This is a genomic window from Phenylobacterium sp., assembly GCF_004297125.1.
GTDB lineage: Bacteria > Pseudomonadota > Alphaproteobacteria > Caulobacterales > Caulobacteraceae > Phenylobacterium.
In genome coordinates this window covers 20547-32685 of record NZ_SCVD01000016.1, presented here as the reverse complement: position 1 = coordinate 32685, position 12139 = coordinate 20547, and the positions used below count along the sequence as shown (strand labels likewise).

11 protein-coding genes are annotated in these 12139 nt (G+C 71.0%); 2 read left to right on the top strand and 9 right to left on the bottom strand.

Annotation, left to right across the window (positions count from 1 at the left end; translation table 11 throughout):
• Positions 1–23: 23 nt before the first annotated feature.
• The 3 genes from EPO51_RS08000 to EPO51_RS07990 are packed head-to-tail and all read right to left on the bottom strand — an operon-like array spanning position 24 to position 2408.
• Positions 24–1157, bottom strand: a complete 1134-nt coding sequence (locus EPO51_RS08000; RefSeq protein ID WP_293348447.1) for a fumarylacetoacetate hydrolase family protein — start codon at positions 1155–1157, stop codon at positions 24–26.
• Positions 1154–1984 carry an amidohydrolase family protein gene (locus EPO51_RS07995; protein ID WP_293348444.1) on the bottom strand — a complete coding sequence of 277 codons (831 nt, stop codon included), beginning with the start codon at positions 1982–1984 and terminating at the stop codon, positions 1154–1156. The genes EPO51_RS08000 and EPO51_RS07995 overlap by 4 nt, the downstream gene beginning before the upstream one ends.
• The gene (locus EPO51_RS07990; protein WP_293348441.1) at positions 1974–2408 is read right to left on the bottom strand and encodes an RbsD/FucU family protein; all 435 of its coding nucleotides are present in this window, start codon (positions 2406–2408) and stop codon (positions 1974–1976) included. Before EPO51_RS07990 ends, EPO51_RS07995 begins: the two co-directional genes overlap by 11 nt.
• Before the next feature lie 229 nt (positions 2409–2637).
• Here EPO51_RS07990 and EPO51_RS07985 point away from each other — a divergent pair, with 229 nt between their 5' ends.
• Positions 2638–3318: a GntR family transcriptional regulator gene (locus EPO51_RS07985; RefSeq protein WP_293348438.1), complete on the top strand. Its 681-nt coding sequence runs from the start codon at positions 2638–2640 to the stop codon at positions 3316–3318.
• A complete protein-coding gene (locus EPO51_RS07980; RefSeq protein ID WP_293348435.1) occupies positions 3315–4334 on the top strand; it encodes an aldo/keto reductase in 1020 nt (339 codons plus the stop codon). Before EPO51_RS07985 ends, EPO51_RS07980 begins: the two co-directional genes overlap by 4 nt.
• Here EPO51_RS07980 and EPO51_RS07975 read toward each other — a convergent pair.
• From EPO51_RS07975 to EPO51_RS07950, 6 genes are all read right to left on the bottom strand, one after another.
• Entirely contained in the window at positions 4316–5749 is a 1434-nt protein-coding gene (locus EPO51_RS07975) for an aldehyde dehydrogenase family protein (protein WP_293348432.1), read from the bottom strand. The genes EPO51_RS07980 and EPO51_RS07975 overlap by 19 nt on opposite strands.
• Positions 5750–5763: 14 nt before the next feature.
• A complete protein-coding gene (locus tag EPO51_RS07970; RefSeq protein ID WP_293348429.1) occupies positions 5764–7266 on the bottom strand; it encodes a UxaA family hydrolase in 1503 nt (500 codons plus the stop codon).
• A gap of 7 nt (positions 7267–7273) precedes the next feature.
• Complete coding sequence (locus tag EPO51_RS07965) at positions 7274–8230, bottom strand: substrate-binding domain-containing protein (RefSeq protein ID WP_293348426.1); 957 nt, start codon at positions 8228–8230, stop codon at positions 7274–7276.
• Positions 8227–9426, bottom strand: coding sequence for an ABC transporter permease (locus EPO51_RS07960; RefSeq protein ID WP_293348423.1), 1200 nt, complete (start codon positions 9424–9426; stop codon positions 8227–8229). The genes EPO51_RS07965 and EPO51_RS07960 overlap by 4 nt, the downstream gene beginning before the upstream one ends.
• Entirely contained in the window at positions 9426–10910 is a 1485-nt protein-coding gene (locus EPO51_RS07955) for a sugar ABC transporter ATP-binding protein (RefSeq protein WP_293348420.1), read from the bottom strand. The genes EPO51_RS07960 and EPO51_RS07955 overlap by 1 nt, the downstream gene beginning before the upstream one ends.
• A gap of 220 nt (positions 10911–11130) precedes the next feature.
• Positions 11131–12126: a threonine/serine dehydratase gene (locus EPO51_RS07950; RefSeq protein ID WP_293348417.1), complete on the bottom strand. Its 996-nt coding sequence runs from the start codon at positions 12124–12126 to the stop codon at positions 11131–11133.
• Between the last annotated feature and the right edge of the window lie 13 nt (positions 12127–12139).

The window sequence follows — 12139 nt, the reverse complement described above, 5'->3', positions numbered from 1 at the left end:
GGCCGGAGGACCTCGTCGAAGCTTCAAGTCTGCATGGCCAGGCTGCGGTAGAGCGCCCGGACGCCGAACGTCCAGGGCGCCGCCACGTCGGTATGGACGACGCGGTTGAGCAGCGTGCCCAACCGCGCGGAGCGAATGCGCACCCGGTCGCCCGGCTTGTGCGTGAAGCCCGCGCCTGGCGCGTCGCGATCCTGGGTTGGCGTGAACAGCGTGCCCAAGAACAGCATCGCGCCGTCCGGATACTGGTGATGCGCGCCAAACGTCTGGCCGACCAGATCCAGCGGATCCCGGCTGATCCGCGCCATGCTGCTGGTCCCCTCGAGGCGAAATCCGTCCTCGCCTACGACCGACAGCTCCAGCTCCGCCGACCGGACCTCATCCATGCCGAAGGCGTCGTCGAACAGCCGGATGAAGGGCCCGATGGCGCACGAAGCATTGTTGTCCTTGGCCTTGCCCAGGAGCAGCGCGCTGCGGCCCTCGAAGTCGCGCAGGTTGACGTCGTTGCCCAGAGCCGCGCCGACCACCTCGCCCCCGGCGTTGCAGGCCAGGACCACCTCGGGCTCCGGGTTGTTCCAGGCGGAGTCCGGGCGCACGCCCACCTCCGCGCCATATCCGACCGCGGCCATCGGCTGGGCCTTGGTGAAGATCTCGGCGTAGGGACCAAGGCCCACTTCGAGATACTGGGACCAGAGTCCCTGGGCCTGCAGCACCGCCTTCAGGCGTTCGGCCTCCGGTGAGCCCGGTCGCGCCTTGCTCCAGTCATCACCCAGCGCGTCGCCCAGCTCGCCGCGCAGACGCGTGGCGAGTCCGGCGTCACCGCCAGCGCGCTCCTCGATCACCCGCTCCAGCATGCTGTCGGCGAACGTGACGCCCGCCGCCTTCACGGCCTGGAGGTCGCAGGGCGCCAGCAGCGCCAAGCTCCGCCCACCCAGCGCCGCAAGCGAGCCAAGACGATGACCTGCGGCGCGACGCACCTGACCGGCGACGTCGGGCAGGTCCAGCAGGTCCGCCATTGTCGGCGCCAGACGGGTGAGATCGAACACCGCGCCATCGCGGACCGTGACGATCCTTGGTCCCACGTCCTCGCGCCACACGCGTCCGACCAGCACGGCGGCCGAGGCGTCGTCGGGCAAGATGTCGGCGGCGTCGAAGATCACGCTGTCACTCCGTAGAAGTCGGCCGCGGTCCCGCCCCGCACGCGCGCCAGGTCGTCGGGCGACAGGCCGGCCAGCAGCCGGTCGGCGGCGCGGGACCATTCGAGATAGTCGCCGTTGAGGTTCAGCACCGGCCAGTCGCTGCCCCACATCAGCCGTGAAGGTCCGAAGGCCTCGATCAGGACTTCGACGTACGGACGCAGGTCGTCGTCCCGCCAGCCGGGCGCCGCCTCGGTGGCGAGGCCGGACAATTTGCAGAAGGCGTTTGTTTCCGCCGCGATGGCCTGCATCGCTCGGCGCCAATCGGCCAGGCCGCCAGCGGCGATCTCCGGCTTGGCGCCGTGGTCGATCACGATCTTCAGCTCCGGATGCCCTGCAAGCCGGGCGCGTAGCGCCGGAAGATGCCGCGGCCTCACCAGGGCGTCGAACCGCAGGCCGGTCTCCGTCATCGCGTCGAACACCGGATCCAGTTCGGGCCGCGCCAGCCAGGCATCATCTGCGATGTCCTGGACCATGGGGCGCAGGCCCAGCAGGCCCGGGCGACGGACCCCCTCGCGAACGCGCTCCACCGCATCGGGCGCCTCGAAGTCCGTCCAGCCGACGACACCCGCCACGAAAGGCGTGCGCGCCGCCAACGCCAGTAGGAACGTCGTCTCCGCCTCGCTGGGCGCGGCCTGGACGAGGATGGTGCGTTCCACGCCGGCGTCGCCCAGCAGCGGGGCCAGGTCGTCGGGCAGGAAGTCGCGGACGATGGCCGCCGGGGCCTGGTCCAGCCAGCCGTAGTCGCCCCGCGCCGGCCGCCAGAAGTGGTGGTGGGAGTCAATGCGCATGGCGGATCACGCCCTTGCGTAGGATCAGGTTGCCGTAGAGCCGGGCCTCCCCCGTCGCGACGATGACGAACGCCTCGGCCGCTCGCCGGTAGAACGCCTCGCGCTCCACCGCGCCGATCGGACCCTTGTAGCCCGCACGGGCCAGCGACTCCTTGAACGCCTCGAGGATCGCCGGGGGATCGTCGGCTGACGACACGGTCGCCATGCGCCAGGCGGCCAGGTCGCCGAAATCGTCCAGGGGCAGAAGGGCGGCGATGGCGTCCAGCATCCGGATCGCGTCAACGCCGTCGCTGCGGCAGAGCCTGCGAGCCAGTCGGGCGGCCGGGAAGTTGGCATCGACGATCGCCAGTTCATCGCCGTGCCCCATGGCGCGGAGGGCCGCGAGCAGGTCGGGCCCAAGGATCGGATCGACGCCCTTCAGCACGCGGCCGCCTCCCCCATCGCTCAGCACCCCCAACAAACATGTTAGCTAGAGACCATACTGAGAAGGACCGCTCGATCAAGCGCCCAACCGCGATCCTCCGCCCCAAAGTGGCATTTTAGACGCTTTCAAGCGGGAAATCGCCGCCGATGGTCGCGCTGGCGCGCAATACCCTCGACCTTGGGAGGAACCGACGTTTGACTCGATACTAACATTCCAGCATTGAAGAAGCATGTCACTCCAGGCTCAGTCGCGCGATCTGCTGAAGACGGATCGGGTCTACCTCATCCTCCGACAGCGCATCCGCGACCTCGAACTGCCGCCCGGCGCGCCGCTGCGGAAGGAAGAGATCGCCGCCGAATTCGCGGTCTCCCGCGCCCCGGTCAGCGAGGCCATCGCCCGCTTGGCGGAGGAAGGGCTGGTCGACGTCTTCCCCCAGCACGGCAGCTTCGTGGCCGAGATCCGTTCCGCCGACGTGCGCGAGGGCCTCTTCATCCGCACGGGCCTGGAGGTTGAGGCCTGCCGCCGCGCCGCCGCGCTGCGCAGCCCGGAACTGTGCCACGCCCTGACGGCCAACCTGGAGGCGCAGGAGGCCGCGCTTGCCGCCGGCGATCTGCACCGCTTCTACGAACTGGACGAGGCGCTGCACGAGCTCATCTTCGGCGCCATCGGCCACACGCGCGCCATGCGCTTTCTGGACTCCGCCCGCGCGCCGCTCGACCGGATGCGCCGCCTGGTGTTGCCGCAGGGCGAACGCCCGCAGGCGACCCTGCGCGAGCACCGCTGGGTGGTCGACGCCATCCTCACCGGCGACCCGGAGCTGGCTGCCGCCGCCATGCGGGCGCACCTCAACACCGTCAGCGAAACCGTCGAGGAGCAGCTTCGCGCCGCGCCGGCCGAGACCATCCGTTGAGCCTCGCCACCCGACGGCTGCGGCTGCGACGCGGCGGCGACCTGGCGATCAGCGCCCTTGGCTTCGGCGCCGCCCCGATCGGCAACATGCATCGCGCCCTTGCCGAGGCCGAAGCTCTCGAAACGATCGAGGCCGCTTGGGACGCCGGCATCCGCTATTTCGACACCGCGCCCCTCTACGGCCACGGGCTGTCGGAGCAGCGCGTGGGCGCCGCCCTCCGCGGCTGGTCGCGCGACAGCTTTGTCGTCTCCACCAAGGTTGGACGTGTGCTGGACCCCTGCGCGCCGGGCGAACAGGACGCCGGCATCTATGTGGATGTCCCCGCCGTCCGGGCCCGGTTCGACTATTCCTACGACGGGGTGATGCGCGCCTTCGAGGGCAGCCTATTCCGCCTCGGCCTGGATCGCGTCGACATCCTCTACGTCCACGATGTGGATGCCCACACCCACGGATCGGACGCGGCGGCGGAGCAGCGGATTCGCGAATTGCTCGACCTCGGCGGCTGGCGCGCCCTGGACCAGCTCCGCAGCTCCGGGGCGGTCCGCGCCATCGGCGCCGGCGTCAACGCCTGCCGTCCCTGCGAGAGGCTGCTGGAACTGGCGGACCCGGATGTGTTCCTGCTGGCGGGCCGCTACACACTGCTGGATCGGAGCGCGGCCGCGCACTTGCTGCCAGCCTGCGAGGCGCGGGGCGTGGGCATCGTGATCGGCGGCCCCTACAACAGCGGCGTGCTGGCCACCGGCGCGGTCGCCGGCGCCCGCTACGACTACGCTCCGGCGCCCGAGGCGGTCCTCGACCGGGTCCGCGCGCTCGAGGCGGTATGCCGCGACCAGGGCGTGAAGCTGGCCGACGCGGCCCTGCAGTTCCCGATCTCGCATCCGGCGGTCGTCAGCGTCATCCCCGGCGGCCAGACCGCCGACGAGGTCCGGCGGAACGTCGCGGGCTTTCGCAACCCCCTGCCCGCCGGGCTGTGGCCCGCCGTCGATCGCGCCGCCGCTCAGCCCGCGAACGTGTAGGCGGTCTTCACCGTCGTATAGAACTCCGCGGCATAGCGGCCCTGCTCGCGCGGGCCATAGCTGGACGCCTTCTGTCCGCCGAACGGCACGTGGGGATCGACGCCCGCGGTGGGCAGGTTGACCATCACCATTCCGGCGCGTGCTTCCTGGCGGAATGCGGTGGCGTGCTTGAGCGACGCCGTGCAGATGCCCGCCGACAGGCCGTAGGGCGTGTCGTTGGCGACCGCGAGCGCCTCGTCGAAGTCGCGCACCCGGATCACCGCGGCGACAGGCCCGAAGATCTCCTCGCGAGCGATGCGCATGCTGTTGTCCACGTCGACGAACAGCGCCGGCGAAAGGAAGTGCCCAGGCGTTTCACGGGTCACGAGTTCGCCGCCCGCGAGCAGGCGCGCGCCCTCCTTCCGGCCGATGTCGATGTAGTCGAGGTCGGTCTCCAGTTGCCGGCGATCGACCACCGGGCCGACATGAACTCCATCCTCCAACGCATGACCGACCACGAGCTTGTGCAGCCGCTCGGCCACGGCGGCCGCGAACCGGTCGTGGACGCCCTCCGTCACGATCAGCCGCGACGAGGCCGTGCAGCGCTGCCCGGTGGAATAGAAGGCGCCGTTGACCGCGCACTCCACCGCCAGGTCGAGGTCGGCGTCGTCCAGCACCACCAGCGGGTTCTTGCCCCCCATCTCCAGCTGGACGCGGGCGTTGCGCGCCATGCAGGCTTGGCCGATCCGCGCGCCCGTCGCCGTCGAGCCGGTAAAGCTGATGGCCGCGACGCGGGGATCCTCGACCAGGGCGGCGCCCACCACCGAGCCGGGTCCCATCACCAGGTTGAACACGCCCGCCGGGGCGCCGGCGCGCTGGATGATGTCCGCCAGTTCCCAGGCGCAGGCCGGGGTCAGCTCGGCCGGCTTGAGCACCACAGTGTTCCCATAGGCCAGGGCGGCCGCGGCCTTCCATGCGGGGATGGCGATCGGGAAGTTCCAGGGGGTGATGAGGCCCACCACGCCCAGCGGCTCCCGCGTCACCGACACCTCGACGCCCGGCCGCACCGACCGCAGCGCGTCGCCGGTCAGCCGCAGAGTCTCCCCGGCGAAGAACTTGAAGATCTGGCCGGCGCGGATCGTTTCGCCCACGCCCTCCGCCAGGGTCTTGCCCTCCTCCCGCGCCAGCAGGCGGCCCAGCTCCGGCGCACGCGCGATGAGCTCGCTTCCCACGGCGTCCAGGATCTCGCCGCGACGCTGGATCGAGCCGCGCGACCAGGCCGGGAACGCCTCCGCCGCGGCGGCGATCGCCGCGCACGCCTGCGCCGCGTCGGCCTGGCCGAACTCGGCGATCACCTCGCGCGTATCGGACGGATTGATGTTCGGCGTGGCCGTGGGGGACGTGACCCACGCGCCGCCGATCAATTGGGGCTTCATCAGGAAGACTCCGGTCAGGTGATGACGCCCGGCACCCAGGGCGTGAATTCGGCGTCGCCGAAGCCCAGGCGCTCGCTGGCGCTGGGCTCTCCGCTGGCCAGGGCGATCAGGGCCTCGAACACCTCGCGGCCCTTCGCGGCGACGCTGACCCCGTCCTCCAGGATGTCTCCGCAATTCACGTCGATGTCGTCGCGCATGCGGCGGTAGAGGTCGGAATTCGTGGCGAGCTTCAGGCTGGGCGCCGGCTTGCAGCCGAAGGTCGACCCGCGGCCTGTGGTGAAGGCGATCAGGTTCGCCCCCGACGCCACCTGGCCGGTGGCCGACATGGGGTCGTAGCCGGGGCTGTCCATGAAAACGAGGCCGTGGCGCGGCAGCGGCTCGGCGTATTCGATCACGGCGGTCAGGGGCGAGGCGCCGCCCTTCGCCACCGCGCCCAGCGACTTCTCCAGGATGGTGGTGATGCCGCCGGCGATGTTCCCGGCGGAGGGGTTGTCGTTGAGCGTGCCGCCGTCCGCCGCCGCATGACGGGTCCACCAGGCGATCCGCCGGTCCAGGGTGGCGGCCACCTCCGGCGACACGGCCCGCGCCTTCAGCAGGTGCTCGGCGCCATAGACTTCAGGCGTCTCGCTGAGGATCACCGTCGCCCCGTGCGACACCAGCAGGTCCGCCGCCACGCCCAGCGCGGGGTTGGCGGTAACGCCGGAGAAGGCGTCGGAGCCGCCGCACTGCAGGCCCAGCGACAGGTGCGAGATCGGCTGCGGCGTCCGCTGGGCGCCGGCCGCGATGTCCAGCAGCTCGGCCACCGCCCGGCTGCCGGCCTCGATGGTTTCGATCGTGCCGCCCGTGGACTGCACGTCCATGCTCCGCAGGTGAGGGACATCCGCGCAGGCCTCGACCAGCGCCGACAGTTCATTGCTCTCGCACCCCAGGCCCAGCAGCAGGACGCCGGCGAAGTTCGGGTGTCGCGCGTAGCCGGCCAGCGTCCGTCGCAGAGTCCGGATCCCCTCGCTGTCCCGGCCCATGGCGCAGCCGTAGGCGTGGGTCAGCGGCACGACGCCGTCGACGCCGGGCCACCGCTCGAGCGCGGGCCCACGGAATCGTTCGGCGATGGCGCGGGCCACGGTGGCGGAGCAGTTCACCGTCGTGATCACGCCCACATAGTTGCGGGTCGCCACCCGTCCGGCGGCGCGCTGGATGCCCTGGAACGTCCGCGCCTCGGCCGGCGGCCCCGCGGTCGGGACGGCCCCATTCGCATGCCGTGGCCCCAAGGTCTCGGGCATGGCGGCGTTGTGGACGTGGACATGGTCGCCGGCCGCGATCGCCTGCGTCGCGACCGCGATGACGTTGGCGTATTTCACCACGGGGTCGCCGGCCGCCATCGGCCGGACCGCCAGCTTGTGGCCCGCCGGGATGGGCGCACGCACGCGGACGCCCTCGACCTCATCGCCTCGCGCGAGCGCCGTCAGGGCCGTGACCACGTTGTCGCGATCATGCAGTCGCAGGAACGGGGGTGGCACGCCGGTCTCAGGCGCGCTTGGCGAGGAACGCGTCGACCGTGCGGGCGTCGACCACTTCGGTGCCGAGCTCGATCCGCTTTGGGACCGTCTCGCCCTTCAGGATGCGCAGGGCCTGTTCGATGGCTTCCGCCCCCGGCGGTTCGTAGACGAAGGTCGCGGTGAGCGCCCCGTCCTTCACCCACTTGGCGCCCTCGGTGGGGATCCCATCGATGCCCAGGAACTTCATCTCGGTCTGCCGGCCGGCGTCCTTGGCGGCCAGGTAGGCGCCGTAGGCCATGGGATCGTTGTGGGCGTAGACGAGGTCGATCTTCGGGTGCGCCTTCAGGGCCGAGGACATGATGTTGTAGGCGCGGTCCTGCTTCCAGTCGGCGTCCTGCCGATCCACCACGCGCGCGACGCCGGGCTCGGCGTCGATGGCTTCGGCGAAGCCCTTGTGGCGCTCCTGGGCCGGGGTCGAGGCCATGCCGCCCCAGATCTCGACGATCTTGCCTTGCGCCTTCCCCTTGCCGCCCAGCAGATCCACCGCATAGGCGCCGGCCATCCGGCCGATCTTCAGATTGTCCGAGCCGATGAACTGCCGGTAGGCCTGGGTCTCGACGCCCCGGTCCAGGACCATGACGGGAATGCCCGCGGCGGAAGCGGCCTCGACCGCCCCGGTCAGACCGGCGCTCTCCTTCGGCGAGATGAGGATCAGATCGACCTTCTGGCGGACGAAGGCCTCCACGTCGGACACCTGCTTCTCGGTGCGGTCCTGGCCATCGGCGATCGTGAGCTGCAGGTCCGGATGCTTTGCCGCGGCGTCGCGCATCTCGCGGCTGAACAGCACGCGCCACGGCTCGGTGGTCGTCACCTGGCTGAAGCCCAGTCGCCAGCGCGCGGCGGGCTCCTTGCGGCCGCAGGACGCGAGCGCGAGGCCTGCCAGCCCGCCGCCCAGGGCCAGGCCGAATGTCCGTCTGTCGATCACTTGGAGCCTCCCGGAATGCGCAGTTTCGGAAGGCGTCCCTGTTGCAGGGCGACCGCCGCCACGATGATCGCCCCCTTCAGGACGAGCTGCGCATTGCTGTCGATGTTGCAGAGCTGGAAGATGTTGGTGAGCAGGCCGAAGATCAGCACCCCGGCCAGCGCGCCCAGGACGCTGCCCTTGCCGCCGGCCAGGCTGGCGCCGCCGATCACCACCGCGGCGATGGCGTCCAGCTCCAGGCCGACCCCCGCGTCGGGTTTGCCCTGCCGATACTGCGCGGCGTAGAGCACGCCCGCCAGGGCGGCCAGCATGCCGGACAGGGCGTAGACCGCCACCTTGATACGCCCAACGGCGAGCCCGGCCAGCCGTGCGGCGTGTTCGTTGCCGCCGATGGCATAGACCTCACGTCCGAAGCGGAAGTGGGTCAGGGCCAGCCAGGCTGCGGCGACGACGGCGAGGAAGATCAGGCCCGGGACCGGCACGCCCAGCACGCTGGCGCGCAGCAGCTCGAACGCAGCCGGGGCGTTGGCGCCGGTGTAGATCGGATAGACCGACTGCTCGGCCCCGGCGGTGAGGCGTGCGGCGCCCAGGACGGCGACCATGGTGGCCAGGGTGGCGATGAACGGCTGCAGGCCCGCCGCCGCGACGACCACCCCATTGATCGCGCCGACGACCAGCCCGGCGCAAAGCACCAGGGCGATGGTCGGGATCACGTCCAGTCCACCCGTCAGCGCGGGACCGATCCAGACAAGCGCGCCCGCCGCTCCCAACAGGCCCAGCCCGGCCCCCAAGCCGTTCGCAACGAGACCGCCAAGGCCCCGAACCAACAACCGCGACACCGCCGCGTAGAGCGCCGCGCCGACAACGACGGCGGTCGCGCCGCTGCCCAGCACTGCGCCCCGGTGCCAGCCGTCCTGGGTGAGCAGCATCGCCGAGAGCGTACAGCCCAGGGCCATCACCGATCCCACGGACAGATCGATGCCGCCGCTCAGGATCACGAAGGTCATGCCCACGGCGATGATGCCGGTGATCGACACCTGGCGCAGGACATCGGTGAGGTTCGGCAGGCTGAGGAAGATGTTGCCGCCGGCGCTGTCCACCGGCGACAGCAGCGCGCCGGCCGCCAGGACCAGCAGCATGCCCCAGTAGAGTTTCGTCGAGAGCATCAGCGCCAGCGCGCCGCCGTTGCGGGCCGCCATCACGCCGCCTCCGCCTGAAGGAAATCCGGTTGGATCGGCCCGCCGGCCGACGCGTAGTCGAGCAGCACCTCCGCGGTCACCTCGCCGCGCCGGAACAGGGCGGTCGGGCGGCCATCGCGGAGGACCAGAATGCGGTCGGACAGCGCCAGCAGCTCCGGCCAGTCGGAGCTGGCCAGCACGGTCGCGACCCCGGCCCGCGAAAGCTCCGAGAGCAGGCCGTAGAAGGCCGCCTTGGCGCCCACGTCCACGCCGCGTGTGGGTTCGTCCAGCAGCAGGACGTCGGGCCGCCGGGCCAGCCACTTGGCCATGACCACCTTCTGTTGGTTGCCGCCGGACAGCTCGCTCACGGCCTGGCCGGGCCCGGAGGCGCGGACCGAAAGCCGCCGCATCATGCCGTCGGCCAGTTCGGTCGAGGCCGAGCCGGACACCCACCCGGCCGTGCTGAGCCGATCCAACGAGGCCAGGCAGATATTCGACGCCACCGACTGGCCGAGCACCAGCCCGCTCGCCTTGCGGTCCTCGGTGACGTAGGCGACCCCCGCGGCGATCGCTTCCCGGGGCGTGCGCGGCGCGTAGGCTTCGCCATGCAGGGTCATCCGGCCGCGCCAGCCCGCCGGCGCGGCGCCCGCGATCACCTCCAGCAACTCCGTCCGCCCTGCCCCCATCAGGCCGGCCAGACCCAGCACCTCCCCGTCGCGGAGCTGGAAGCCCACCCCGTCGAGGCGGCCCGAACCGTTGCGGCCCGAGCGCACGACATTCGCGACGTCCAGCCGGATATCGCCGTCCGCCGTCGGCGTATCCGCACCCCGAGCGACGGGCTCGGAGACGTCGCGGCCCAGCATGTGACGGATGAGCTCCGGACGCGTGACCTCCGAAGCGGCCGCGTCGCATACGACCCGTCCGTCCCGAAGGACCAGGATCTCGGTCGCGACGGCGAACACCTCGTCCAGCCGGTGCGATGTGAAGATGAACGCCACGCCCTGGCTACGGAGCGTGCGGACCAGCGCCAGCAAGGCGCCGGCCTCGGTGGCCGACAGCGCCGCCGTAGGCTCGTCGAGGATGACAATCCGCGCGTCGGTCGCCAGCGCCTTGGCGATCTCTACGAGCTGGCGCTCCGCGACCGACAGGTCGGCCACCCTCTCGCCGGGATCGCGGGTCACGCCCAGCCGGGCCAGCAGGCCGGCGGCCGAAGCGTTCATCGCGCGGCGGTCGATCAGGCCCGGCCCCCGCGTCGGCTCTCGGCCCAGGAAGATGTTCTCTGCGACGCTCAGCTCGGGAACAAGCTGCAGTTCCTGATGCACCATCGCGAGCCCAGCCCGGTGCGCGTCCGCGGGTCTGCGGAACGTGACCAAGTCGCCGCCGATGGCCATCGCCCCACGGTCGGGACGCAACGCGCCGCAGAGGATGTTCATGAGCGTGCTCTTGCCCGCCCCGTTGAGGCCCATGAGCGCGACCACCTGGCCGGGCCGGAGAACCAGGGACACACCCTGAAGGACGGCCGTAGTTCCGAAGCTCTTCCAGAGATCGCGGGCCTCCAGCGCAGGGGCGAGCGAACCCGCCGGCCCAGCGCCTTCAACGCCCCCATCTCTGCCCCGTCCGCTCATCACCACCTCAAAGAACTGACATGTTAGTAACAGGGGGTCAGATCGAAATCCAGGGGATTTAGGATGGTCTGGCCGTGATCCGACATGTCAATGAGCGCGCTTAGCGCGGCGCGACAGCGTCCAGAAAGCGCTGGAACTGGATGTTGCGTCCGCAGACCACGACCGCCACGGTCCGCCCGGCCAGACGCGGTCCGCAGGCTTCGACGCCCGCCAGCGCCAACCCCGCCGCGCCTTCGACCATCCAGTGCTCGTGCTCGGCCAGCCGACGCATCCCCTCGACGATGCGATCTTCCGAGACCTCCACGCAGGTCGGCGCGAGCGCGGCGGCCAGGCCGATGGTGATGGCGCCCGGCTCCACTCCGCCTGCCGTGGCGTCTGAGATCGTCGGCCGCTCGTCGACCTCCACGGCGTGGCCCGCCCGCATCGAGCGCAGGAGGCTTACGGCGTTGGCGGGCCAGGCCGCGATCAGTTCCGTGGTTGGTCGCTGATCTGCCAGCACGGCGCCGACGCCGCACAACAGGCCGCCGCCGCCCACCGACAGCACGACGGCGTCCAGCCGCTCGGCCTGGCCCAGCAGTTCCACGGCCAGCGAGCCCTGCCCCGCGATCACGTCGGGATCATTGTATGGGGAGACATATGTGAGCCCGTCGCGCTCCGAAGCCGCGCGCGCGGCCAGTTCCGACGCCAGGGGATCGCCTTCGTGGAGAACCAGGGTCGCGCCATAGGCCCGCATGGCGTCCAGCTTCGCGGGCGAGGCGCCCACCGGCGCATGCACCGTCACCGCAATCCCGAGCTCCCGCCCCGCCAGCGCCAGCGCCTGTCCGTGGTTGCCCGTCGAGGCCGCGACCACGCCGCGCCGGCGGTCGTCCTCCGAAAGTCGGGTGAGCTTGGTGTAGCCGCCACGGAACTTGAAGGATCCGGTGGGCAGCAGATGTTCGCACTTCAACAGCACGTCGCATCCGTAGAGTTGCGACAGCGCCGGACTGTAGGTCAGCGGGCTGGGCGGCGTGCGGGCGCGCAGAGCGCGCTCGGCCTCACGCGCGCTGGTTGCAAGATCGGAGATGCCGGCGGCGGAAAAACCCTTAAAGTCCGACACACTGGCCGCCACC